The 24,997-nt window shown below is 59.6% G+C and carries 24 protein-coding genes and 2 tRNA genes; 9 read left to right on the top strand and 17 right to left on the bottom strand.

The window, feature by feature from the left end:
• From groEL to LAP85_26310, 5 genes are all read left to right on the top strand, one after another.
• Positions 1-193 (top strand): chaperonin GroEL (gene groEL / locus LAP85_26330; GenBank protein MBZ5499930.1); only part of this gene is annotated, 193 nt, incomplete at its 5' end.
• Positions 194-331: 138 nt separating this feature from the next.
• Positions 332-1,945, top strand: a complete 1,614-nt coding sequence (locus tag LAP85_26325) for a glycosyltransferase family 39 protein (GenBank protein ID MBZ5499929.1) — start codon at positions 332-334, stop codon at positions 1,943-1,945.
• A gap of 73 nt (positions 1,946-2,018) precedes the next feature.
• Positions 2,019-3,413: a cysteine--tRNA ligase gene (cysS, locus tag LAP85_26320; protein MBZ5499928.1), complete on the top strand. Its 1,395-nt coding sequence runs from the start codon at positions 2,019-2,021 to the stop codon at positions 3,411-3,413.
• A gap of 412 nt (positions 3,414-3,825) precedes the next feature.
• The gene (locus LAP85_26315; GenBank protein ID MBZ5499927.1) at positions 3,826-4,191 is read left to right on the top strand and encodes a YraN family protein; all 366 of its coding nucleotides are present in this window, start codon (positions 3,826-3,828) and stop codon (positions 4,189-4,191) included.
• A 306-nt stretch (positions 4,192-4,497) separates the two neighbouring features.
• Positions 4,498-4,572: transfer RNA gene (locus tag LAP85_26310), tRNA-Gly, on the top strand.
• Positions 4,573-4,601: 29 nt separating this feature from the next.
• Here LAP85_26310 and LAP85_26305 read toward each other — a convergent pair.
• The 10 genes from LAP85_26305 to LAP85_26260 form a co-directional block, all read right to left on the bottom strand.
• Entirely contained in the window at positions 4,602-5,000 is a 399-nt protein-coding gene (locus LAP85_26305; GenBank protein ID MBZ5499926.1) for a hypothetical protein, read from the bottom strand.
• A gap of 39 nt (positions 5,001-5,039) precedes the next feature.
• The gene (locus LAP85_26300; protein ID MBZ5499925.1) at positions 5,040-6,197 is read right to left on the bottom strand and encodes an MFS transporter; all 1,158 of its coding nucleotides are present in this window, start codon (positions 6,195-6,197) and stop codon (positions 5,040-5,042) included.
• A gap of 125 nt (positions 6,198-6,322) precedes the next feature.
• Positions 6,323-7,240 (bottom strand): pirin family protein, encoded by a 918-nt coding sequence (locus LAP85_26295; GenBank protein ID MBZ5499924.1) that lies wholly within the window; start codon positions 7,238-7,240, stop codon positions 6,323-6,325.
• Between the two features lie 10 nt (positions 7,241-7,250).
• Positions 7,251-7,832, bottom strand: coding sequence for an NADPH-dependent F420 reductase (locus tag LAP85_26290; GenBank protein MBZ5499923.1), 582 nt, complete (start codon positions 7,830-7,832; stop codon positions 7,251-7,253).
• 226 nt (positions 7,833-8,058) lie between these two features.
• Positions 8,059-8,484 (bottom strand): universal stress protein, encoded by a 426-nt coding sequence (locus LAP85_26285; protein MBZ5499922.1) that lies wholly within the window; start codon positions 8,482-8,484, stop codon positions 8,059-8,061.
• 57 nt (positions 8,485-8,541) lie between these two features.
• Positions 8,542-11,319, bottom strand: a complete 2,778-nt coding sequence (locus LAP85_26280) for an ABC transporter permease (protein ID MBZ5499921.1) — start codon at positions 11,317-11,319, stop codon at positions 8,542-8,544.
• A gap of 16 nt (positions 11,320-11,335) precedes the next feature.
• Positions 11,336-11,671, bottom strand: a complete 336-nt coding sequence (locus tag LAP85_26275; protein MBZ5499920.1) for a PadR family transcriptional regulator — start codon at positions 11,669-11,671, stop codon at positions 11,336-11,338.
• 407 nt (positions 11,672-12,078) lie between these two features.
• Complete coding sequence (locus LAP85_26270; GenBank protein ID MBZ5499919.1) at positions 12,079-12,639, bottom strand: S9 family peptidase; 561 nt, start codon at positions 12,637-12,639, stop codon at positions 12,079-12,081.
• Positions 12,640-12,864: 225 nt separating this feature from the next.
• A tRNA-Arg gene (locus LAP85_26265) sits at positions 12,865-12,941 on the bottom strand.
• 3 nt (positions 12,942-12,944) lie between these two features.
• A complete protein-coding gene (locus LAP85_26260; protein ID MBZ5499918.1) occupies positions 12,945-13,271 on the bottom strand; it encodes a hypothetical protein in 327 nt (108 codons plus the stop codon).
• A 517-nt stretch (positions 13,272-13,788) separates the two neighbouring features.
• Between LAP85_26260 and LAP85_26255 the strand changes: the two genes are divergently transcribed.
• Positions 13,789-16,206, top strand: coding sequence for a hypothetical protein (locus tag LAP85_26255; protein ID MBZ5499917.1), 2,418 nt, complete (start codon positions 13,789-13,791; stop codon positions 16,204-16,206).
• Between the two features lie 159 nt (positions 16,207-16,365).
• On the opposite strand, the gene LAP85_26250 is transcribed toward LAP85_26255, so the two are convergent.
• Positions 16,366-17,112, bottom strand: coding sequence for a hypothetical protein (locus tag LAP85_26250; protein MBZ5499916.1), 747 nt, complete (start codon positions 17,110-17,112; stop codon positions 16,366-16,368).
• A gap of 690 nt (positions 17,113-17,802) precedes the next feature.
• Here LAP85_26250 and LAP85_26245 point away from each other — a divergent pair.
• The 3 genes from LAP85_26245 (at position 17,803) to LAP85_26235 (ending at position 20,450) form a co-directional block, all read left to right on the top strand.
• Positions 17,803-18,030: a hypothetical protein gene (locus LAP85_26245; protein ID MBZ5499915.1), complete on the top strand. Its 228-nt coding sequence runs from the start codon at positions 17,803-17,805 to the stop codon at positions 18,028-18,030.
• 474 nt (positions 18,031-18,504) lie between these two features.
• A complete protein-coding gene (locus tag LAP85_26240) occupies positions 18,505-19,422 on the top strand; it encodes an aspartate/glutamate racemase family protein (protein MBZ5499914.1) in 918 nt (305 codons plus the stop codon).
• 41 nt (positions 19,423-19,463) lie between these two features.
• Positions 19,464-20,450, top strand: coding sequence for an ATP-grasp domain-containing protein (locus tag LAP85_26235; GenBank protein ID MBZ5499913.1), 987 nt, complete (start codon positions 19,464-19,466; stop codon positions 20,448-20,450).
• An 8-nt stretch (positions 20,451-20,458) separates the two neighbouring features.
• Here the strand turns inward: LAP85_26235 and LAP85_26230 are convergent, their stop codons facing one another.
• From LAP85_26230 to LAP85_26205, 6 genes are all read right to left on the bottom strand, one after another.
• A complete protein-coding gene (locus tag LAP85_26230) occupies positions 20,459-21,673 on the bottom strand; it encodes a CapA family protein (GenBank protein MBZ5499912.1) in 1,215 nt (404 codons plus the stop codon).
• Between the two features lie 128 nt (positions 21,674-21,801).
• Positions 21,802-22,506, bottom strand: a complete 705-nt coding sequence (locus LAP85_26225; protein ID MBZ5499911.1) for a gamma-glutamyl-gamma-aminobutyrate hydrolase family protein — start codon at positions 22,504-22,506, stop codon at positions 21,802-21,804.
• A 26-nt stretch (positions 22,507-22,532) separates the two neighbouring features.
• The gene (locus LAP85_26220) at positions 22,533-22,697 is read right to left on the bottom strand and encodes a hypothetical protein (GenBank protein MBZ5499910.1); all 165 of its coding nucleotides are present in this window, start codon (positions 22,695-22,697) and stop codon (positions 22,533-22,535) included.
• 63 nt (positions 22,698-22,760) lie between these two features.
• Entirely contained in the window at positions 22,761-23,114 is a 354-nt protein-coding gene (locus LAP85_26215; protein ID MBZ5499909.1) for an FtsX-like permease family protein, read from the bottom strand.
• The gene (locus tag LAP85_26210; GenBank protein ID MBZ5499908.1) at positions 23,102-23,941 is read right to left on the bottom strand and encodes an ABC transporter permease; all 840 of its coding nucleotides are present in this window, start codon (positions 23,939-23,941) and stop codon (positions 23,102-23,104) included. Before LAP85_26210 ends, LAP85_26215 begins: the two co-directional genes overlap by 13 nt.
• Positions 23,942-24,302: 361 nt before the next feature.
• Positions 24,303-24,710 carry a nuclear transport factor 2 family protein gene (locus tag LAP85_26205; protein MBZ5499907.1) on the bottom strand — a complete coding sequence of 136 codons (408 nt, stop codon included), beginning with the start codon at positions 24,708-24,710 and terminating at the stop codon, positions 24,303-24,305.
• Positions 24,711-24,997 lie beyond the last annotated feature (287 nt).

Below are 24,997 nucleotides of genomic sequence, written 5' to 3'. Positions count from 1 at the left end.
GACCGAGAAGTACGAGGACCTGGTGAGCGCCGGGGTGATCGATCCGACGAAGGTGACGCGCACGGCGCTGCAGAACGCAGCGTCGATTGCGGCCCTGTTGTTGACGACCGAAGCCCTGGTCTCAGAGATCAAGGAAGAGGAAAAGGCGCCTGCGATGCCCCCGGGTGGCGGCGGCATGGGTGGCATGTACTGAGGACGCAAACCGCCGGGACGATAAACGCCGCAAAGACCCATCCCGGTACTTTGTATCCTTTACGGTTCGATTGGAAAGGGCTCTGGCAAGCACCCAGGGCCCTTTGCATTTCGGCGCGGTAGTGTATGATTAGTCGCCGTGTTCACTAAGATGGTTCGCAGTACTGCGGGACCCTACCTGCTGCTGGTTCTGACGGCGCTGGGTACGCTGTTTTTCCGCCTGGGAGCGCTGCCCTTCATCGGTGCGGACGAGTGCCGCTACGCCCGCATTGCCGAGGAGATGAGCCGGGCGGGGCGATGGGTCACCCCCCTGCTCCAGGGTTATCCATGGCTCGAGAAACCGCCTCTGTACTACTGGATCACAATCCCCTGGTACCGAATTTTGGGTGTGAACGAAACGGCCGCACGCCTGGGTCCCGCCTTCTGCGCGCTTCTGGCAGCCGCATCGATTCTCTGGCTCGGTTCAAAGCTCTGGTCGCGGATGGCAGGGCTCTTGAGTGGTTTGATTCTGCTCACCGCGATCGGCTTCTGCGCGTATGGCCGGAGCGCCAGCACCGACATGCCCATCACGGCCTGCTTCACGGTTGCATTTGCGCTGCTGGCGGCTGCCGTGCTCAGGGACGGGCCGGCATTGTGGAAAACATGGTGCGCCTATGTCCTGCTGGGCATGGCCGCGCTTGCCAAGGGCCCGGTCGCATTCGTGCTGGCCGCCGGGATTCTGATTCTGTTCTGGACGCTGGATGAGCAGGGCGGCAGCTTCGGGAAGCTGCACATCCTGTCGGGTGCCGCAATCGCAACTGCCGTGGCACTGCCATGGCATTGGCTGGCATTCAGGGAAAACGGATTTTCCTTCATCTCGATTTTCTTCATCAACCACAACCTCGCTCGCTACGTGACCGATGTCCACCATCACGAGCAGCCGTTTTACTATTTTCTGCCCGTCTTGCTGGGCCTCTTTTTCCCCTGGAGCGGCTGGCTGCCGGCGCTGCTGCCGCGTTCCCTGGGCAGCAAGCTCCTCGCCTGGCGCAACTGGGACCGAAGCACGCTCTTTCTAGTCTGCTGGGCGCTGTTTCCTCTTCTGTTTTTCTCTCTCTCGATTTCGAAGCTTCCCGGCTATATCCTGCCGTCGTTGCCGCCCATCGCCCTGTTGCTCGGGCGCAGCATGGCGGAGTTGGTCGAGGAGCAAGGTGCGGGAAAGAAGTTGCGGGCGGCACGATGGTTCCATCTGATTCTCTCGCTGGGCATGGCTGCGGCATTCCCGATCATAATGCAGAGAAACTATGGAAATGCGGGGCGCGCCGGACTGGTCCTGGCAGCGGCAGTGCTGTTTCCGGCGCTGGTCGCATTCTGGTTTGCCCGGCGCGGCAAATATCATGCCGCGGTGCAGGCCACGGTGGTGCAGGGATTGGTGCTGGTGCTGGCTGTGACCCAGTTCGGATTTCCCTCCCTGGCTGCCTACCATTCGACTCGCGCAATTGCCGGCCAGGCGCTCGCTGCGGACGCGGGCGGCGAACCGATCGTCACCTACTGCTTTTTCCAACACACGCTTTACTACTACACGGATTATCGGCTCGGCGCAAACATCACTGATCCGCAATCCCTGACGGACTTCGCCCGCCGGCAGGCCCGCTTCCTCGTCGTGACGGAGGCGCCCAGGGTCCCGGATTTGGAGCGCATGCCCCAATTGTCCGTCACGCCGCTCGGCAAACAAGGCAAGCTGCGTCTTCTGCTGATTACCTGGATACGCCAATGACTCGAAGCGGGCGATTCTTGACTCCACCCGCTGCCAATAGTAACCTGCGTTTCCTGATGCCGCCGAGACGCACATGCTGACGCTTCACAACACATGGACCGGGAAAAAAGAGGAGTTCCACCCCTTAGAGGAAGGTGCGGTGCGTATCTATACCTGCGGCCCCACCGTCTATGACTACGCGCACATCGGAAATTTCCGCACCTTTGTCTTCCAGGACCTGCTGACACGGTATCTGCGCTACCGCAAATACAGGGTCGTACACGTCATGAACATCACCGACGTCGACGACAAGACCATCCGCAACGCGCACGAGCAGGGGATGAGCCTCAAGGACTACACTGCCAAATACACGGAAGCGTTCCTGGAGGATGCCAGGGTGCTGCATATCGAGCTGCCGGCACTGCTGCCGCGCGCCACCGATCACATCCCCGACATGGTCCAGCTGATCCGGCGCCTCGAGGAACAAGGCCACACCTACCGGAAAGACGGCTCGGTCTATTTCAGCATTGCAAGTTTTCCCCCCTACGGCAAGCTGAGCAGAAAGGATTTTTCCGGCATGCAGGCGGCAGGCCGCGTCGACAGCGATGAATACGAGAAGAAGGATGACGTCAGAGATTTCGTTCTCTGGAAGGCCCGCAAAGAGGGGGAGGATTACTGGGACACCGAGTTGGGGCCGGGACGTCCGGGCTGGCATATCGAATGCTCGGCGATGAGCATGAGATATCTCGGCCCCACGCTCGACCTGCATTGCGGCGGCGTGGACCTGATCTTTCCCCACCACGAGAATGAGATCGCTCAAAGTGAAGCCGCGACCGGACAGACCTTCGTCCGTTGCTGGGCGCATTCCGAGTTCCTTCTGGTTGAAGGCGAGAAGATGGCCAAATCGAAGGGGAATTATTTCACCTTGCGCGATCTTCTGGCTGCCGGACACGCACCGGAGGCGATCCGCTACCTGCTGCTGTCGGTCAATTACCGCCGCCAGCTCAATTTCACGAACGACGGGCTGCATCAGGCGGAGGCTTCGGTGCGGCGCCTGGAGGACTTCCTGCAGCGCATGCGCGAGAAGTCGGGTCCGGGCGACCCAGACCCTGATTCCGTCGCCAGTGTCGAAGCCACGCGCCAGAAATTCATCGACGCCCTGGACGACGATCTCAACACCTCCGCCGCGCTTGCCGTCATCTTCGACTTCGTGCGCTCCGGCTATCAACGCGACGAGCAGGGTGTGCTGTCGGGCGGGGACGCGCGCACCACGGTCGAGCTTCTCCGCGAGGTGGATCGGGTGCTGGGAGTGCTGCGGCCGCAGCCGGAGTTGCTCGACGCCGAGATCATGAAGAGGATCGAAGAGCGCCAGGGCGCGCGCCGGCGCCGGGACTTTGCCGAGGCGGACCGGATCCGCGACTGGCTCCTGTCCCAGGGAATCCATCTCGAAGATACCAAAGACGGCGTGCGCTGGAAGCGCCTCCGCTGAGTCCATCCGCAGCAGGACCGGCCGCGAATTTCAGAGATTTGTTGGAGCCTTGGCGATCAGGCGTGCGGCTGACTCCGAGACCGTAAGACTCAAAGACTCCATACATGCGTTCTTTTCATGCGCCGCATGGTGCGCCCACGTGGGCCGCGGCTGCCAGACGCGACCCTCCTCGCGTCTCCCAACATCGCCCGATTTTTTCATACGTCGCAGGGTGCGCCCAGCGCATGAGCGACTGCTTCAAACATGACTGGTGCACTTGACGGGCTTCAGCCCGTGAGCAGATCCACGTTTCCATGCCCATGAGTGGCTGCTTCGGGTTATCAAGCCGTGCAAATCCAGGGAATCAGCGGATGGTGGCTTTCAGCCGAGGCAGTCGGATCCTCTGAAAGAACCGCTCTCCCTCCGAAACAATATGGGCATGCCGGCACCGCATCTCCTCATGGGGCGGAAAGGGGAACGAATCGCATGCCGTTACCTGATGCGGCTGGGATTCGACATCCTTGCCCGCCGCTATCGGGCTCGCCGGGGGGAAATCGACCTGATCGCATTCGAGGGAACCATGCTCGCATTTGTCGAGGTCAAGACGCGCGCCTCGCGGGAGTTCGGCGACCCCTGGGAGTTCGTGGATTGGGAGAAACAGCAGAGCCTGCGGCTGGCGGGTGAGGAGTTTATCGCGCACTACGACCTTGGCCAATACACATATCGGTTCGACGTGGTCGCAATCGTCGCACCGGGGACCCGAGATCAGGAAGTGGCGCTCTACCGCAACGCCTTTTGAGAAGCCAGACCAGGAAATACACAGTGCGGAATATACGCAATCTAAAGCCTCAACGCAGGGGGCGCAGAGACCGCAGAGGGTTTTCGCTTCTGCGTCACGTTTCTCCGCGACCTCGGCGACCTCTGCGTTGATGTTTTGCTTTTCTTGCCTGAATGGCAAGGATCTGCAGGTAAGCAGGACGGAGGACGCGTACACGGATTTCGTGTCTCTCGTGTGTTTTGTGGCTGCCAAACCCGTGCGGCCAACCTCAAAACCGTTGACCCCTGTCTCCCCCCTTTGCTAATATCTGTGAGCCTCAAGCTCGGGGCGGGAATAACTCAGTGGTAGAGTGCAACCTTGCCAAGGTTGAAGTCGCGGGTTCGAATCCCGTTTCCCGCTCCAACTAACCTGAGATCCCATAATAACCTATATCATTTTCGAAGCGTCATCGAGCTGCCGCTGTTATTTCTGATCGGGACACTGCTGTGTTCGGGCGGCGCCGAGGCGACCGTGTTCATTGTGTCAAAGAAATATTCCTCGGGGATGTACAGTTTGCGCACGACGCGCGCTATCGAGTCGGGCATGTATTTGACCCACAGCTTGATGGGGACGTCCTCCAGGTCGGTGCGCCAGGGGGAGCGGCACAAGGACAGTATGTATTCCATTAGGAATCGAACGTTGGTCGTGAGGCGGCCGTTGTACTCCTGCTGGGCTCTCTGCGCCTGGATCCAATTTTCGTGCATGCTCCGCCCGATCTCGGACTCGAGGAACTCCTGGAAGCTCGCGACAATCATCTCGAAGCCTACTTCGTCCTCATCGGTTAACGCCATAACTTGGGAAAAATCGACTTGGCTCCATCGTTCGCTGATTCACTCTTTGGGCAATCTCGGCAACCAGAAGACTGTGAGCAGGACTGCGACGATCGCCATCCCTGAACCGAATACGAACGGCGCGGGTGCGCCCCATCCCGGCCAGCCGAAAGCCCCCTGCCACAGGATGCCGGCAATCAGGGAAGCTGGAAGCGCCATGATGCCGACCGCCGTATTGTAGATGCCGTAAGCCGTGCCACGATTTTCCGCTGCAGAGAGATCGGCCACATACGCGCGGGCGGTTCCTTCCACCATCGCGTAGTACAGACCGTAGAGCGCATAGAGAATCCAGATCTGCCAGGAGGCGCAGGCCAGGGCGAATCCGAGATACACCAGCCCGTAGATCAACCAGCCGCCGACCAGCACCCTCCCGCGCCCGACCCTATCCGAACGCAAGCCTGCGGGCATCGAGGCGATGGTGTACACCAGGTTGAAGACGAAGATGGCGAGCATCACCTGGAATACACTCAGCCCACGGTCCTGCGCGCGAAGGACGAGAAACGAATCGGAGGAGTTGCCGAGCGTAAAGAGAGCCACCACAATGAAGAAACCCACGAGGCGGGGACTGAACCGCCGCCTCATGCCTGGTTGCGCTGGGGAGATCTCTTGCGCGGCGGGTTTCGGTTTGAGTGCGGCAGGGACGTCGCGCGCGAGGAGGATCAGGCTGATCACGCCGAGCACGGCGGGCAAGATGCTCAGCCAGATCACCAGACGGAAGGTATCCGCCTGCAGGTTGATCACCGTCGGGCCGGCCGCATATGTGACCGCTGCAGCAATCGCAAGCCCCACGGCCGCCCCCGCAGTATCTGCCGCGCGGTGCAGCCCGAATCCGAAACCGCGGTTTTCGGCGAGGATGGAATCCGCCACCAGCGCATCACGCGGGGCGCTGCGAATCCCCTTTCCGACCCGGTCGGCAAAGCGCAGCATCAGCACCAGCGGCCAGGTATTGGCCAGCAGGAACAGCGGTTTGGCAACCGCGGAGAGCGAATATCCAAAGACGGTCAGTCCTTTGCGTTTGCCGAGCTTGTCGGACAGCCAGCCCGAAAACAGCCGGGTCAGGCTGGCTGTGGTTTCCGCCACGCCCTCGATCAGCCCGACCACCGCCGTCTTCGCGCCGAGCACATTGGTCAGAAAGAGCGGGAGCAGATGGAAGATCATCTCCGACGAAATATCCGTGAAGAAGGACCCCAAGCTGACCGCCAGCAGGTTGCAGGGAATCCGAGGCTGCGGCTCAGGATCTGCTCTGGATGTCAATTTACACCTCCTGAACCGCTACAGTGTCATCACCCCGAGGCTGTCGTCGGCCGCAGAAATGTTCCCTGCTCGAGTTCTTCGAAAGCCCGCCGGAGCTGCTCCTGAGTGTTCATCACGATCGGGCCGTACCACGCCACAGGCTCGTGAAGCGGCTGGCCTGAAATAAGAAGAAACCGGATGCCGTCGTCCCCTGCCTGCACCTGGACCTCGTCACCCCGGTCAAAGAGAATCAACGATCGATTTTCCGCTCGGACTGGAGGCTTGGTATCCCACCATCCAACAGGTTCGGTCGGTACGGCCAGAGGACCGGAAGCGTTGCAAAACTTTCCCTCACCGCCGAAGACGTACGCAAAGGCGTGATGTGTCGTCTCGACAGGCAGCACCTTCCTCTTGCCCGGAGCCACTGACACATCCAGGTAGGTGGGGTCGGACGCGACGCCGTCAACGGGTCCCGTCTTTCCCCAAAAGCTTCCAGATATGACTCGGACACGAGTGGCGTCGTCATCGCTGATCTCCGGGACGTCCACAGCGTTCACACCCTGATACCGAGGCGGCGTCATTTTGAGAGAGGCCGGAAGGTTGACCCATAGCTGGAATCCATGCATCTGCCCCGCCTCATTGCCTTTCGGCATTTCCTGGTGGATGATCCCGCTTCCCGCTGTCATCCACTGGACGTCGCCGGTGCCGATGACGCCGCGATTGCCCAAGCTGTCACCGTGCTCAACGGTCCCAGCGAGGACATAAGTAACTGTGTCGATACCTCGGTGGGGATGCCAGGGAAAGCCGGCCAGGTAATCCGCGGGAACATCATTGCGGAAATCATCCAGAAGAAGAAATGGATCGAAATCCAACGTATTTCCGAAGCCGAAGGCGCGGCGCAGGTGCACGCCTGCGCCTTCGATTGTTGGTTTGGATCTCACAATTCGTTGAATGGGACGAAGGGACATAGTCCTCCTTTCAATGGATGAGCTTGAATCCGATCTGCGTGCCCATCTTGAGAGTGTAGCCGAGTTGGATGTTGAGGTATCCCAGCGTCTCGAGCCAGCGGGCGTTTTTGAGCGGCCCGGCATCCACGGCGTCGAAGCCGATATCCCGGCCCAAGCTCAAGACCTGCTCCGTGGCACTCTTGTCGTCACCCGCAACAAAGAGTGTGAGCGCCGCACCCTTCACCTGGCCGGTCGCCATGTGCTCGGCAAAGGAGGTGTTGAATGCCTTGACTACCTTCGCGAACGGCGCCTTCTTCTGCAGCTCCTCCGCTCCGCTGGTCGTGAAGCCGAGGGCGAGCTGGAAGTTCGGGGTGAGGGCGTTCGTCGCGTCGATTAGGGTCTTGTCGCGGACGGTCTCGCCCATGTTGCGGATCACCTCATCGATCGCCGAGTAGGGTACTGCCAGGATGACGACCTCACCCCAGCGGGCCGTCTCGCGCATGCGCGATGGATCCTTCCCGACTGACTTTACATCGTACCCGGCGCGCTCCAGCCCGCGCTGCAGCGCACTTCCTACGTTGCCATTTCCGATCACTGCAATCTTGGGCTTCATGCTGCTCCTCCTCACTACTAGAATGGATATTGCCGTGGCTCGATGTGAAAAATGATCCGCTTCATTTCGGTGAGCTCATCAATAGCTGACTCCGGCAATCAAGACCGACAGCAAGAAACCGGGCAATCCTCACTCCGGCGCGTCTGAAACGTCACGAAACATTGTCCTGTCCTGACTCGCCTGGGCCGCGATCGTGGCCATGTCAAACACATCGTACCATGTGACCCTAGGCACGCGGCGGAACATCGACCAGAAGATGGCAGGGCGCGTGCCTGGCAAGGTGCTGAGCTGTAGTCCCCAGCAGAATCTCGGCAACCATCTTTCGGTGGTGATGGCCGATCACCGCCAGTTCCACGTTCTTATCCTTCATCTCGTCGAGCAGAGCCCGGCCGGCGTCGTGAGCCCTGATGATGAATTTGCTGACTTTCGCGTCACTGCGATTCGCAACGCGTTCGGCTGTGCCAATTACTTTTTTCGCCAGTGCCTCCAGCTCAGGAACTTCGGCGTCGAGTGGCGTCGGGTCGGGCAATTCAATGACATGCACGAGGAGCAGGTTTGCACCGTGAGCCCCGAGACGGCAGGCAAGATCGGTCAATTCAACGGCGTGATCCAGTGTTTTCAATCCTACCAGAATGCGCTTGGCCTTTTTCATAGCTTCTCCCTATCATTCCCACCGATTATCTCTCGCTGCACACCCGCACGTCATTCCTTATTCGCACCGCAAGGCCTGGGCGGGATCGACGCGCGAAGCGCGGTAGGCCGGCAGGAAGCCGGCGGTCGTGGCTACTAATACCAGGATAAAAGTTGAGCCGATCAGCACCAGCGGGTCGTATCCCTTAAGCTGGTAGAGTATCGATTCCGCCAGACGTCCGATGCCGATGGCGAGTGTCAATCCGACGGCGCCGCCGATGAGGATCATCCCGCCGACTTGCTGAAAAACCATGGCGCGTACCTGTGCCCGCGAGGCTCCCAGGGCCATGCGCAGGCCGAACTCGCGGGTTCGTTGGGTCACGGTGTAGGCCAGCACGCCATAAAGCCCGATGGCCGCGAGAAGCGTGGCGAGGCCCGCGAAGAGGGTGGTCAACAGGCTGATGACGCGCTCGATGGTCAGGCGTTGGCTTATCAGTTGCCGCAACGTGTAGAGGTTCTCCACCGGCAGACTGGGATCGAGCCGGGCCACGAGTTTCTGAATGCCGGCAAACAACTGGTCCGGCGGCAGAGATGTCCGGACATAGAAGCTCATTTGGAGCGGCGTATTCTGGTCCGATTGCCGATAGGGCAAGAACAGCTGCGGCACGTTCTCCTTCCTCGGATCCACATGCTTGGCATTCTGCGCCAGGCCGACGACTTCCATGTCCTCTTCCCGCCCCTGTGGTCCCCAGGCTGCCCTGATTCTTTTGCCTATGATCTCGCGTCCCAAATGGAATTCTCTCGCGAACGCCTGATTGGCGATTACGACCTTCGGGCTGCCGGACGTATCCGAACGAGTGAATTCGCGGCCGGCCAGCAGAGGAATCCCCAGGGTTCTGAAATAGGCCGGACCGATTTTGTTGATACTGGTATTCAGCATAAGCCCAGGGTCTATTACCTGGTTGTCCACCGACCGAAGGTAGCCTTGGACAACCTCCATACCGCTCAACAACCGGACCCACGAACCGGTGGCGCTGCTCGTGCCGGGGAGCACCGCCAACTCCTCTTCCACGCGTTCGAACAACTGCAGCGCACGCGGAGGGGTGTACCCGTTCACAGCCGGCGAAAGCGTAAAACCGACCACTCGATCGAGCTGCAATCCGGTGTCGGTATGGCTGACGTTATAGAGGCTCTTGACGAATAACCCCGCGACCACCAGCAGCGTCAGCGAAAGGGCGACTTGCGCCGTTGCCAGCGCTCTTCGGAAGCGAGCGGTCGAGCGGGCACCGGACGACCTGCCTGGATCCTTGAACGAAGAGGCCAGGTCGAGCCGGGTGCTGTGCAGGGCCGGGAACAGCCCGAAAAGCAGGCTGGTACCGAGCGCCAGCGCGGCGGTAAACAACAATGTTGGCGTGTTGAGCAGCAAGTTCTGGGCCGGAAGTTGAGCCGCCGCAGCAGCGTATAACGAACTGATCAGCAGCCTGATCAGCAGCAATGTCCAGCGCGCCACGAGGAGACCGGCACCGCCGGCCAACAGTGCCAGCAGACAAGATTCGGTCAGCAGCTGTCTCACCACCTGCATGCGGCGGGCGCCGATCGACAGTCGCACCGCTATTTCATGGGCGCGCGCGGCACCGCGCGCTAGGTGAAGATTGGCCACGTTGGTGAAGGCGATGATGAGGACCAGGGCTGTGATGCCGAACAGCATCACCATCTGCGTTATTTGTTGCAATGCGACATGCTGTCCCTGGGTGCCGCGCTCCAGCACGATCGATTTGGCCGTGAACTCGGCAAGTGCTTGCCCGCTCAGGAAGCGTCTCCCAATTGGCGCTTCGACCTCTTTGATGATGACGGCATACTGCTGATTGAGTGTCGCGCGCGCCCCCTCCAGGGTGATACCCGGCTTTAATCGCGCAAAAAGAGTGGCCCAGTGGGTCATCCTATTATCGAGAGTCTCATTGCCAAAGCTCGCGTCCATCAGGTGGCACATGGTGAGTGGAACGAATACCTGAGGGTTGAGCTCAAGGACAGTTCCCTGAAATCCGGCCTGGGACACGCCGACAATGGTCATGAGCTGTCCGTTGAGGACCATAGTCTGATTCAGCACGCTCGGATTCAGGCCAAAGCGGTTCTTCCAATAGGCGTAGCTCAAGACGACGACATGGGACTCCCCAACAGTGCTGTCATCTTGCGGATCCAACAGGCGCCCGAGGGCGGGGCGCACGCCGAGCAGGGAAAAATAGTTGCTCGAGACGAGCAGGCCGAGACCTCTTCTGGTCTCATCCTGCGCCGCGAGGTTGGCAGGAAAGCTGCAATGGGCGGCAATGCCGGTGAAAACGGTCTGGACTCGCTGCAGGTCCCGGAACATCGGATAGCTGAATCTCTGATCGGGCTGGCCAGCCGGATCGCCCGACCGGTATCCTGGCAGCGGCCCGGTGGAAGACAGGTTGACCAGCCTCTCGGGCTCTTGAACCGGCAGGGGGCGCAGCAGGAAGTTATAGAAGATTGAAAAGATGGCGGTGTTGGCGCCGATTCCCAGCGCCAGGACCAGCACCACAGTCACGGTGAAACCTGGACTCTTGCGGAACTGGCGGAAAGCGTAGCGGCCATTCCGGACCAGTTCATCACACAGGTGCAGGCCGCGAGCCTCACGGACATTTTCCCGGCATTTGTCCACGGAACCGAACGCGATGCGCGCCTGCCGCAGCGCAGCGGCGCGCGACAAGCCGCGCCGCTTCATCAGGTCCTCGGCGCAGGCTTCGAGATGAAACTGCAGCTCGGCTTGTGTTTCCCTCTCCAATTGGTTCCGTTTCCGTAAGGCATGAAAGAACGATCGAACTCGGGAAGGGATTCGCATCGTTTCATCCTTTCTCTCAAGCCTGTTCGGCGCGCAGCGCCAGGTTTATGGCGATGGCCAGCCGCTCCCAGCGTTTGGTTTCCTGTTGCAGGCGTCGGCGTCCGGCGACGGTCAGGGTGTAGTACTTGGCCTTACGGTTGTTTTCTGAAGTACTCCATTCGCTGCGCAACAACCCCTGGCTCTCCAGGCGGGCCAGGGCGGGATAAAGCGCCCCCTGTTCCACCAAGAGCGCCCCCTCGGTGATCTGCTCGATGCGCAGCAATACCCCGTAGCCATGTTGGGGGGCGAGGGAAACCGATTTGAGGATTAGCAAGTCCAAGGTTCCCGGAAGCAAATCCGCCGGTTCGGCCATGGTGTCTCTCCTATGCAGTTTAGGAGAATATACTCACGCTCTCCTAAGCTGTCAAGGAGAATTTCACGGTCTGCGACAACCGCCGGCTCAAGATCATCCGCGTGATCGGCGGCGGCCGCCCTCGAGAAGATCCTGCGTCACCTGAAGCCTCGAGACCGGCCCGAGAGGCCGCCGCCGCCCCTGCCGATCGATCCATACAATGCAGCCTGGCGCCGGTACGCCGGCATTGCTTTGATCATCGCGGACAAAATCGGCATCGGAATCGGTGCCGCGATCGCAATCGCGATCGCAATCGGTCTTTCCCAGGCACCAAAGCCGAGTGCGATAGCGATTGCGGCACCGATTCCGATGGCGAGCGATTGGTTCGGTTCCAGGGGGAGAGCCGCTGATCGGACGGCGGGCTGTGCTTACCTCCTCTCCGGCGTCTGTCCGATTGCGGTGGCGTCGAGGGATCTCTTCAGGAACGTGTCCATCCGATTGAACGCATACAGCCAGCGCGCATGCAGCAGCGTCTCATGCACGTCGTCGGGAAACACGACGAGCCCGTGATAGATGTTGCGCGCGCGCAGCAGCTGCACGAGGCCGACCGTCTGCGAGAAATTCACGTTCCGGTCATCGTCCCCGTGCAACAGCAACACGGGCGACTTCCACTGATCGATGGCCGAGATGGCGGACGACTGGTAGGAGACGTCGTTCGGATCCAGCGAGCTGCCTTCGAGGTGCACGCCCGCCAGATCGACGCCTGCCTTGAAGATGTCGGAGTTGCGCGCGAGCGCCTCGGCCGTGAGCAGGCCGCCGTAAGACAGGCCCCAGATGCCGACGCGGTTGGGATCCACATCGGGCCGGGCGGCCAGCCATTTGCCGGCCGCGAGCACATCGCGATACTCGGCGTTGCCGCGCGTGCCGGCTTCGGGCGCCTGGCGGAACGCGCGCCCGTAGCCGACGCCGCTGCGATAGTTGGCCGACAACGCAAAGGACGCTCCGACTGAGGCTGTCTACGGCGAGATCGCCCGGCAGGCGAAGCTGCCGATTGTTGCGGCAACCGGCAAAGGAGACAAATCCGGAGGCGGCCGCGAAGACGGATCAGTCGATCTTTGGGACAGCGAAGCCGAGTTGTTGATTGGTGTTGATTGGGGGCCATTTTGGCCCCCTTTTTTTGTGCCTGAAACGGCTGCAAGTGATCGGATCGTATGTGGTACGCCTGGCAGGACTTGAACCTGCGACCCCCGGTTTAGGAAACCGATGCTCTATCCAGCTGAGCTACAGGCGCACACTAGGTTACAGCCCAGAAGATTTGGGCTGTAGCGGAAACGGTTGCGGGTAGCTGTCTGCTTTCACCCTCACGGGCTTCCGAACTTTGAGCCTCGAGCTTTTCAAATGCACTTTCCATAGGCACCGAGGAGGGATGAACATGCCTCTGACATACCCTGCTTGAGGAATGTCCCGCAATTTTCGTAATCGTAAAGGCATCTACCCCACTCTCCCTTGGTTTGGTCAGCACCCTGTGGCGAAGGGAGTGTAGCACAAAATCTTTAGGCAGGTTAAGCCGTCTTCTCAGTCTCACATGCTGATGATCGAAGGAGGAAATCAAGATGGGCACCCTTGGATCTCTCCACGGAAAGACCCACTCTGAAGTCAGCGCCCAGAAGTCCCACCCAGGAAAAGCAGCATCGGAAAACATAACTCCTCTGTTTTCAAGTCCGAGGTAAAACCAAGCGCTATGAAGCCACCTCCTCGATCAGTTCGAGGGGCGCGAAAATGACGTGGGAGGCTCTCCGTGCCGGCGGCGTTTCAAGCGGTACACCAGGCGGCCGTCGAGCAGCAGAACTCCAGGGAGAACTGTGGACGTTTGTGATCGAAATCCTACAGGAAATGCGGGCGGCGGCCGAAGAGATTGCAGTGACGCTGCAGGCTGGATTATACTCAGCCGGGCTTTATCGGAAACAGGCCGCTCGAGAACCCTTCCCCCCAAAGAGTCTCGCAGCTGAAACAACTCGTACCGGCAGGGCGTTGTGTGCAAGCCTGACTGGCAGCAAGGCTTTGCGTCGCGCATGTCGCATAACGTTGCCCTTTTGGTTGAGACCTTTCTCCAAAGCATTCATTTCGAGGCAGAGACCATGACATCTCATACAGGCAGAATCCCGCTGTATCTCGCATTCGTGTCGATGTGCTTTGCAGTTTCGGGGGCGAAAGCCGCGGCGCAGGATGCTGCGGCATTGTGGCAGCAAATCGGCCAGGCTCCATTTGACACGGAAAAATCGGCTGCAGTCGAGAACGTGACGCTTGTGCGCGATCGCATCCGGATCACCCTGGCAACCGGCACGATCCAGTTCAGTAATCCGGCGCAAGACATCGTCTACGGCGCCGCATTCCGGGGCAAGGGCCGGATCGAGGTAAAGCCGCCCACCCCGCAGGAAGCGCAACAGTTGCGCCTGTTCACCGGCCAGGAGAGTCTCGCCATGGATTTCACCGAAGCGACATTCACCTTCTCGGACGGAACTTACGAGGAGGTTGCCCGGCAGGTGCACTGGAGTCCGACTCCGGACAAAGCATACGGAGAACTCTACCTGCGCCGTCAGCAGGAGCGCGAAGATATCGGCTTTTCAGTTGTTCCCCGTCTGTTCAAATCCATCCTGTCCGGCGACCGGAAACGCACCGCCCTGTTTGTAGCCGATTTGAAAACCAGCGAAAAGGGCTGGATTCACGCCAGCACCGACGCGCTATCCCTGGAGGAAATTACTGTCGGACGCTATGCGGACTACGGCCCGGTTGTCAGGCTTGACACCTGGCTGAGTTTCCCTGCCGGGGAACGCGGCGCCGCCGAGGCCTACGCCGACCCGCTGGCGCGCGAAGACTTCGATATCAAGAAATTTCACATCGATGCTAAAGTCACGGCCGGCGCGGAACTCAGCGCGGTCACTCAGGTGGCTCTGGCGGAAAAGGCCGCAGGCGAACGCGTGCTGCTGTTCAACCTGGATGCCACTCTGCGCGTGCAGTCGGTGAAAAACAAGGAAGGCAGCCCGCTGGCTTTCTTCCAGCCGCGCGACCCCAAAGACAGAAACCAGTCCTACGGAGACTATGTGGCCGTGGTGCTCCCGGCAGCCTCGGTGCCCGGTGAAAGCCAGACCCTGGAATTCACGTACGCCGGAAAACGCATCATCCAAAAGACCGGAAACGGAAGCTATTTCTGCCAGAGCTACGGCTGGTATCCATCGCTCCCGGTTGACTTCGCCACCCGCGCCGACTTCGAGATGACCTTCCATAGCCCGAAGGGTTACACCCTGGTGGCCACGGGAAGCAGGGTCAGCGCAACCACCGAAGGCGACTCGGTCGTGACCAACTGGAAAAGCAATCCGGCTCTCGCGGTAGCGGGTTTCGCGTTCGGCAGATTCAAGCTCTACACGGAAAAGACGGGAAACGTCACCATCGAAGCCTATGCAAACCCCGAGCCTGACGACATGATGAACATGATCCAGAGGGCAGCGGCAGCCAGCAATTCGGTCGCGGTCGGAACACTCACCCCCTCCGCAATGATCAAGCCCATGGGCTCGGAACTGGGCAACATAGTGCGCTTGTTCGAGAGCTACTTCGGCCCCTACCCGTACGATCGGTTGGCGGTCACCAATATACCCGCCTCCTACGGCCAGGGATGGCCGACGCTGATCTACCTGTCGGTCCTGTCGTTTCTGGATTCCACCCAGCGCAACGCCCTGGGAATCACGGGGTCGGACGTGGCGATCGAGCTCACCGACTTTTTCCGGGCCCACGAGGCCTCGCACCAGTGGTGGGGGCACCGGGTCGGCTGGAAAAGCTATCACGACGCATGGCTCTCGGAAGGCTTCGCCCAGTTTTCCGGCAACCTCTATGTACAGTATCGTCAGAACGACAAGGAGTACCTCAACCGGATAAAGCAGGACAAGGAAAAGCTCCTGGGAAAAGACGACAAAGGGCGTGTCTATGAATCGATCGGACCGGTCTGGATGGGCGAGCGCCTCTCTTCTGCCGATGCTCCCCGCGCTTATGCGAACGTCGTTTACAACAAGGGCGGACTGATTGTCCACATGCTGCGCCGGCTGCTCTGGAACTCGCAGAGCAGCAATCCTGACGACCGTTTCAGCGCAATGCTGAAGGACTATTGCCAGACCTACAACAACAAACCGGCCTCGACGGAAGATTTCAAGGCTATCCTGGAAAAGCACATGATTCCGGCGATGGACCTCGAAGGCAACCGGCGCATGGACTGGTTCTTCCGCCAGTATGTGTACGGCACCGGCGTCCCCGAGTACCAGCTCCAATGGCAGGCCGACGATGCCGGCGGCGGCCAATGGAAACTCCAGGGCAAGATCATGCAAAGCGGCGTGCGCGACGGCTGGCTCGATGTTCTGCCTCTCTATGCCCAGGTGTCCGGCAAGGTCATCCGTCTCGGACTCCTGAGCGTCAAAGGAAAAGAAACCCAGTTCAGTTTCACCTTGCCGCTCAAGCCAGAAAAGCTGCTGCTGAACTACCTGGAGGACACCCTGGCCATGGTCCGCTGAAAAGTCGGCGACGCAGCCTCAGCCGAAAAATATCAACGCAGAGGCCGGAGAGAGAGACAGCTGATCCGCAAACCGGAGATATCCGTTGGGGCGGTGCGAGGACGGCCCGATCCATTCCTTGCACAACCGCCCGGTCACTCTGGCCGCTTGATCTGTCGATCAACTGCGGCCGGGCCGCAGAACCTCCAGGTGACCCGGAGGCCCCTGGGGACTCACTGCCGGCCCAAAGCAGACGAAATCCGGCAGTGGGCCGCAAAACACGACGTAGGCACTCTCAGTAGTGGAGACAGCGTTTGCGGCGCCGAACCAGACGACATCGAGGCTTCCATACCTTCCCGAGCCCTTCGTAACCGCGAATTTGATGGGCGAGATGTCACCTCCCCCTGCCGCCCCCAGCCCCCAGCGCGCCGTGTGCACGGACTTTGGAATCGCAAAACGCCAGTAAGGGATGCTATCGAGCCTGGCGCCGACTTCGATGGCCGTCATGGAGGGGTCACCGCCGTAGCAGGGATGGATCCTCCACATAAAGCGCGTGTCATGCCGCACCACTTCCTTCTTTGTGGAAGGAGCACGCTGTTTCAGAGCTTCCGATATCTGGCGCCGCCAATCCGGATCCCCCACAGACAAGCACGGCCGCACCCTGAGCATCGGCGGCACCTGCTGAGCGGCAATGCCGTGCAACAGGCCGACCACCGGAAAGCCGGGTCCCATTTGAAGGAGCGCCTGATCGATCGCTTCAATCAGCTCATCGGCGCATGTCCTGCGGGTAAGGAACTGGTGCGTCAATATGTACGCCCAGCCGTCGAAATCAATGCTGAGCAGCCTCTGCATGATCCGTTGCTGCAGGCGAATGTCCGGGCGCACCTGGAGGGAGTCGTAGAGCGCTTCAATATTTACGCCCTTCAACTGGGGAACAAGGTATCTGAAGTCTCCCTCTGCTCCGCCCGACCACAGATAACTGATCCAGATACGAGCGCATCCACTTCTTTGACTGCCATCCACTTTCCGACCCCGCAATATACAGTGACGCTAACGGGATTGTGGCAGAAGGATCCGCTACTCGCAGTGATGGATCTCACGCAATGTCTCATTGCGGGATGCAGTCAAATTGACATCGCGCCGATCCCCATGAGTTTGCAGGAGAAGAGGCTTTCGCACACAAGTTGCGATATCTGTGAAATGCACTGCCTGGGTTTGCTCATGCACTGAAATGTCGGCTTTGAGCACGCCGGTGCTGAAAATCAGCAGTATCCCATTCCAACCGCAGCCGGTCTTGGCTCAAGCTGCGGCTTGCTTAGCCGGGTCCTATGCCTGCAACTTATACACAACAGATGTGTTCCCGCCCTTTCTGAATCCATGGGCAGACATGGCCGGATCTGGCATGTAATTTGCTTCCCTCTTCGGTAGAAACTGCTTTGAGGATGAAAAGGCAGCGACGAAGAAAACGGCGCGGTATAGCCGCAACCAGAAACTCAATGGCGTGGCCGCCGAGGCTGCAGCGATTTGAGTGTTCCCTGCGGCCTCCGCACCCTCTGCGTTGAGATGTGAACTCAATTTCGTGCGCCCCGGCGCATGAGGAACTGTTCAGAGACACCGATGCACCGATTTGCATGGCTGGAACTCGATGAGGGAATGTGGCACCTGCTGACGCACCTTGCTGCCGAACCGGCGGCATCGACTCGCCGATGGTCCGACAGGCAACACGCGCTCACGGAGTTGATGGAGGAGGGCTGGACCGTCGTCCGCCCGTACCCGCAAGAGTTGACCATGAAAGGAACCGGGGAGAGCGTGTTCGGGTATGGGCTAACCCGGACAATCCACTGAGCCGGCAGGGATTTCAAGTGCCCTGGGTGTCAGCCGCGAGGTAGCAGCGAGTGAGCCTGTCGTCAGTTGGCGCGATGGATCCCAGTGCATCTGCCTTTTCAGTTCTCTGCACCGAAAATGGACTTTGCCGGGCGCGGTCGGGCCGCCCACGCCCACGGCGTGGGTCGCGTCTGTAAGACGCGAGCCTCCTGATATCCCCCCAGCATCCCCCCGATTTTCACGCGTCACAGGGCGCGCCCGGCACAGGGGGGACTGCGTTGGGGCGCAAAATCCTTGCCATTCGATAGCCGAATTGCGTATTAGTATCACGAAGAGCACGAATGCTGCCCAGCCGTGGCCGTCCGTGTATTTTATCGCAGCCGCTAGAAAACCCGCTTCACGCGCATGGGTGCGCCCCATGCAGGAGAGGCTGTCTGATTGATGTGATTGATGCGGCGTTCGCAGCCGTCCCGATTGGGTGGCAGAAACTGAGCCATGGTCGTTGCGGATTCACGAATCCAAAAAGATAAAACCCTGCACCTGATCATTACCGATTCGGGGCTGGGCGGCCTGTCCATCTGCTCTGAGATCGAGAGGAATCTGAGGCAATCGAATCCGGGCCGGGATGTGCTCCTCACCTATTTCAACGCCTGGCCAGAGCAGCAGGGCTACAATGACCTGCCGGATATGCAGTCCCGCGCTGATGTTTTCAACCGGGCATTGACTCGCATGGCCGAGTTTGAGCCGGATCATATTCTCATCGCCTGCAACACGCTTTCCATTCTATACAGCCGGACCGAATACAGCCGCCGGAGCGCCGCCGTCCCCGTGTTGGGCATTATCGAGGCGGGCGTCGATCTGTTTTGCGAAGCCCTGAGCGCGGATCCTTCGAGTTCCATCGTGATGCTCGGAACGCGGACGACCATCCAGTCGCATGTGCATCAGGACAGACTGGTGCAAAAAGGAATTCGGCGTGAGCGGATTTCCGCCGTTGCCTGCCATGGGCTCGCTGCGGCCATCGAGACGGATCCCGACAGCCCCGATGTTGCCGGCCTGATAGAAAAATGCCTTACGGAGGCCTGTAGTGCAGATCTATCCGGCACACGGCTTTATGCGGGGCTCTGCTGCACTCATTACACCTATGTCAAGGACTTGATGCGATCGTCGCTCGAACGGCACTTCGGCCGCAGGGTTCAGATCCTGGACCCCAACCAGCGCATGGCAGACGACGTAGCCCCCCGGACTGAGAAGCCTCACCCGGAACCGGTGCACAGCATGATCAGAGTGAGAGTGATTTCAAAGGTGGAGTTGGATGAAAAAAAACGGCGCGCGGTGGCGAAACGGCTCGAACCCGTTTCCGAGGCCACGGCGCAGGCGCTCCTGTCATACAATCGCGATCCCGGCCTGTTTTGACCCGGCCTGCCCGGGACGTTTCGATTTCGCGGAGATACATTATGAGAGTTCTCCTCGTGACCGGCCCCGGCGGTGATGCCCAGGGATGGGGTGATGTGGCCGTGACCCAATGTGTCGCTGAGGCGTCGGAGGCTTCAGGACATCCGGCACACATCGCTTATGTGGAAACCGAGGCCGGCTTCTTCAAAGCTCTCGATCAGGGCGGCTTCGACATCATCTGGAGCGCCCTGTACCACATTTCTCCCAACGAAAAATTCATCGGCAAAAACGAGAGCGGCGTGTGGGTGGCGGATGTCCTGGACAGCAGGGGCATACCGTATATCGGCTCCAACAGCCGGGCCATGAAGGACATGATCGACAAATTCCAAACCCACACCATCCTGGCCCGCAATGCGGTGCCGGTTCCAGGCCACCACCTCGTGCACAGCGGAGATGATCTCTTGATGATCTCATATCCCGCATTCGTAAAACCGATTTGCGAATCCCGTTCCGTGGGCATTTCAGACGAGAGCGTGGTCTACTCCGCCGAGGAGCTCAGGCGCCGGGTGGCTTATATCGAGGCTGAATTTGACGAAGCGGCACTGGTGGAGGATTATCTGCCCGGCGACGAATATACTGTGTTGGTGCTCGGCAACGGCAAGAGTCGCGAATGCCTGCCGGGCCTGGTCACCGTAGAGCAGAAGCATTACGCGAAACACAGGATTCTGCGCAGCGATTTGCGTGGTGTCGGACTCACCCGAATCAGCTTCGAAAGCCGGCGCGCCGAAGAAGCCAGGGACATCGCCGACCGGGCGGCCGAGGCCATGAACTGCCTCGACCATGTGCGGATCGACATCAAGGCCGATGCTGCCGGAAAACTGAGGATCATTGAAGTCAACGGCATTCCCGGCCTCAAGCCCCACAAAAGCTGGGCGCCCCAGATATACACGCTGTACCACGGGTCACCGGAAGGGGAGATGGAGGATTACCGCAGGCTGATCCAGGCGGTCATCGAAGCCGGCGGCAAGCGGTATGGGCTCAAATCCTGATTCCGTGGTCACACTCTCGAAAACCACTCCTCGACCACGCGGTAAGCTTCCCTGGAATAAGGACGCGCTTTTCCGGCAACGAAACGCGTCAGGAGATCACGCCACAGTTCGTGATGCTGCAGCGTCGTGATCCGGTTGCGGAACATCGCGGCGCCTTTTTGCGGCTCCGATTTCATCTTTTTCAGGATGCCGTGGACTTCTTCAGCGAATCCGGACATCCCGTAATAAGCAAGATAGGCCTGCCAGGCTTTCTCGGTTCCCGCAGGAGATTCCAGAGGCCGGGAAATCTGGGAGATTTTTCGACGGAACTTCTCATCTTCGTAGGCGCTGAGTCTGCGCAAGCCTCTTTCGGTGATGTGATATGGATGAAGCTCAATTGCCGAAACGGCACCGCCGGAAACCCTGAGAGTGATGCAGAATCCCACCCTTCGATAGTACAGATCTGTGTGCTGGTAAAACACAAAATTGCCGAGACTGTAGGCAATCGGCCGTCCTTGATACCATTCGATCCCCTGCGGCACATGCGGGTGGTGGCCGATCACGCAATCGGCGCCGGCTGCCGCCATCGCCCGGAAAGCCGCCGCGACATAAGGCGGAGGATAAGGTATATACTCCAGGCCGCAGTGCCCGATCACGATAACGCAGCTGCCGTTTTTCTTGAGTTGCCGGATCAGGGACATGGTCCTGGGCAGATCCCATCCACAAACTCCCGGTCCCCCGCGGGAGGCGGTCAAGTCCTCCCCCTCGCTTATGTTGATGATGCTGATCTTTGCCTTGTCGAATACGAGTGTAAGAGGTCCGCACGCCTCTTCCTCCGTCAGGCCCGCGCCGACGGTTGTGATGCCATGCCGTCGCAGGGTATCGAGGCTCTCCCGGAATCCCGAGATCCCGTAATCGAAGACATGATTGTTGGCCAGGCAGGCTACCTCGAAGGGAACCGCCGTCAGTCCCTTTGCATGCTCCGGCATTCCCTTGAAGACCGATCCGCTTTTCCAGACCGGCTTCCGGGATGCAGTCAGCGCACATTCGCAATTCACAACTCGAAGATCCGCCGCGCGCAGTACGGGCAGCATGTCCCCATAAACCGATTCGGGATCGCGCTGGATAATCGCAGCGAAGGCGCGGATTGGAGCCCAATCCGATGCGACCAGAACTGTTTTTCCCCGGGTCCCCTTTTTCCCCGATTGGCACTGAAGATTCTGACGGCCGGTGCTTCTGTGCATAGTCGAGAAGCTCTCCCCGGCGTCCCGGAGTATTGCCGTCCAGGCGGTCGCGGTCGAGCCCGGACCCGGCAGCCAGGACTCCGACTTTCCAGGACTCCACTGGAAGAGGCTTCCTCCCCTTCTCCTTTCTATCGCAGGCAATAGCGGACGAATTCCTGCAGGAAGGTCTGTCCATCCGTCACAGCCGCTTGATGCCGGCCTATCTCTCCCGCCCGTGTCTCTTTCCCGATTTCAGGATGGAATTGAACGCCAAACCAATCTCTGGTTTTATGCTGCATGATCTCTACGGGACATTGGTCCGATCCGGCGATGATCTCATAGTATGCCAGCAGGCCGTCGTTGGGGAGCACTTCCTGTTTGTGATTGAACTGCGCCCAGAGCTCTCTTTGGTGCATAAATCGTAGGGACTGGTTCATCCGCACCAGCACGACCTTGTGCCGGTCCTGGGGAACCTGCATGTTCCGAATGTGAAGCAAGCCGAATCCGGTTCGATCCGGATCAAATTCATCTCCAAGCGCCATCAGCTGATGCCCGAAACAGATGCCCAGGACAGGACCCCGGAAATCGCGGATCAACCGAAAAACGGGGGCCATTTTTTGATAGAGTCCGCGATCGAAGCCACCATCGGGAAGGGCCAGGTCAAAGATCGATCCGGACAGGATCAAACCCCGGCAGCGCATGAGGTCGCGCTGCCGGGCAGAGATGTCCTCATAGCGGGCGAACTCGTAGTTTTTGCCCATCGTCCACCCGCTCAACGCCTGGACAAAACCAAGACCTCGACCCTGGCCCGGATTCATTGGGTGTTCATTACAGTCGATGATGGTAAATTCCATGGTCACCTGTTTTCATCTCAATTTCATCACGCACCGGCCGGGGAAAATATTGTCTCAACCCGATGACCGGCCATCAAACCAGGCCAACTTCCCTGTGGAGAATAGGGACGTTCGCCGATTTTCTCAACAAAATTATGGCGCAGGGAAAAGCGGCCACGAATGGCATGAATTTCATGAATGGCGGCATTCATGAGACTGGGATATCTCCTCAATTGATGCGAGTGTTTAAAGGAACGAGTGCAGGCGGAGTTCTTTCATTCGTGGCGCAGAGCCTCCATAGGATCGATCCTGGCCGCCCGGCGCGCCGGGAGGTAGCCGGCCATGAGTGCGACCGCAGCCAGGACAACCGCCATGAAGGCGAAGGTGGCGGGATCGAATGAGCTTATCTCGAAGAGTTGGCTCTGAAGCAGTCTCGCGAGGATTGCGGCCGCAACCATGCCGATGGCGATTCCCGCTCCGGCCAGTCGCAGGCCCTGCCCGGCGATCAGGGCCAGCACCTGCGCGCGCTCCGCACCCAGCGCCATGCGAATGCCGATTTCCTGCGTGCGCTGCGTGACTGTGTAACTGATGACGCCATACAGCCCGAGCGCCGCCATCAGCAGGGCCACGACAGCGAAGAATCCGAGCAAAGTAACCGCGAACCGCTGGGGACCGAGAGAGTCTGCCACCCGCGCCTCCATCGTTTTGAGGTTATAAACGGGTTGAGCCGAATCGACCGATCGCACCGACTCCAGGATCGCGTTTGCCAGGTTTGCCGGATCGCTCCTGGTCCGGACCACAAGGTAGACGCTGGAGACGGGTACTTGTAACAACGGATAGTAGCAGACACCCTGTGTGGCAGGCCGATGGGAACCCAGAGCTGGGCCTCACTGGGCCAGACGAAGTCGGGCCCCATCACGCCCACTACTCTATAGGACTGCCGGGAGAGTTGAATCGTCCTGTCCAGAATCCCCGGGTCGCCGCCGAACAGGCGCTGCCAGGTGCTGTAAGCAAGCACCGCCACCTGGTTCGCGTTCGGCTGGTCTTCCTCGGGGCGGAACGTTCTTCCGATCAGCGGCCTGACCTCGAAGACATCGAACCAGGCCCACGACACCCGCGCGCCCTGTAGCCGTTCAGGCAGGTCGCCGGCGGTGTAATTGAAGTCGCCCCGACTCATCAGGGCCGCCGTTGAAAAGACCTGCCTGCTGTCGCGTACGTCGACGAAATCGGGCGCCGAAATCACGATGCTTTTAAGGTTGAGTTTGTCATACTTCACGCGGATGGCCACGAGGCGCTCCGGGTGGGAGATGCCCGCAGGATGAAAAAGCAGCCCGTTGATGACGCTGAAAATCGCCGTGTTGGCACCGATGCCGAGCGCGAGCGTCAGCACTACAACCAGGCTGAAGCCGGGCGTGCGCAGCATCCCGCGGAAGCCATAACGAAGGTCTTTGAGCAATGATTCCAGTATGATTCACCCCTTTTTCTTGGGCCACGAGACCCAGATCATCGCGGTCGGCTTGAGCATGGCCGGCAAGAACTCAGGGCGCAGGCAAGTTCTGTCTTCCGCGAGGAGAAGATGTGCACAAGGTCGGTGTTCTTCGATAGGCGTGCAGCGATCTTCACACCTTCAGGCAGCGGCTCGATAAGTTTGAGGTAACCATCGGGTGCACCCATCATGCGGATTTCGGAGCCTGCTTTGATTCCGAGCTTCTCTGCCAATGGCTTGCCAGAATAGCCGGCCACGTGTCCTCCAAATCCGGTGCCTGACGCCCGGCCGATCAGCGGCGACGCGCAGCGCGGGCCGCTGCATCGGCCCTTCAGGCCGTTTCCTTGCCATACCTGCGCATGATCTTGCGGATGGGCTCGTTGTCTGCGAACACCTGCCAGACGGAGACGTGCCCGCTGGCCACGACTGCTCGCCAAGCCCCGGGGGTGCTCCACCGATCAACAGGGTTCAGGTTGCCATCCGGGGAGTAAGTGCCGCGCGCGGTACCGACGACAATAACGACCGGACCGTCAGCAACGGCTTCCTGCACCTCGATCGTGTAGTCGGGAACCATGGAGAAATAGCCACGCCAACCGGAGCGCATCGTTTCCCGACCGCGGTATTGCGCCCCGCCGGCATCTACGAACAAGTGATCGTCAGTCATGAGTCGACACAGCATCTCGACGTCACGGCGGTTGATCGCGTTTACGAATGCCAGGACAACCTCCGTGTTCGTCATACTGTTTCGCTCGTGGTCGATTGGCCAAACGGTTGAGCTCAGAGGCCAGCCGCAGGCCGGCGCGAAGCGAGAGCCCGAGGACTGGCCCGCTGGATCGAATCGTTGGGCGGCGTCCTTTATTGAACAGCCAACAGTTCTACGATAAAGATACTAATCAGTGCATAAGTAAGCGGACGTTATGCAGCATATCTTGTATCAGGTGCCCGAAAGAAAGAACAGATCAATTCAGGAGTTCGCTGCATGCCTCGCATATAGTCAACGACCTTTTGCTTCATATCGTCGGGACC

The organism is Terriglobia bacterium (assembly GCA_020072565.1).
GTDB lineage: Bacteria > Acidobacteriota > UBA6911 > UBA6911 > UBA6911 > JAFNAG01.
This window is presented reverse-complemented; position numbering and strand designations above follow the sequence as displayed.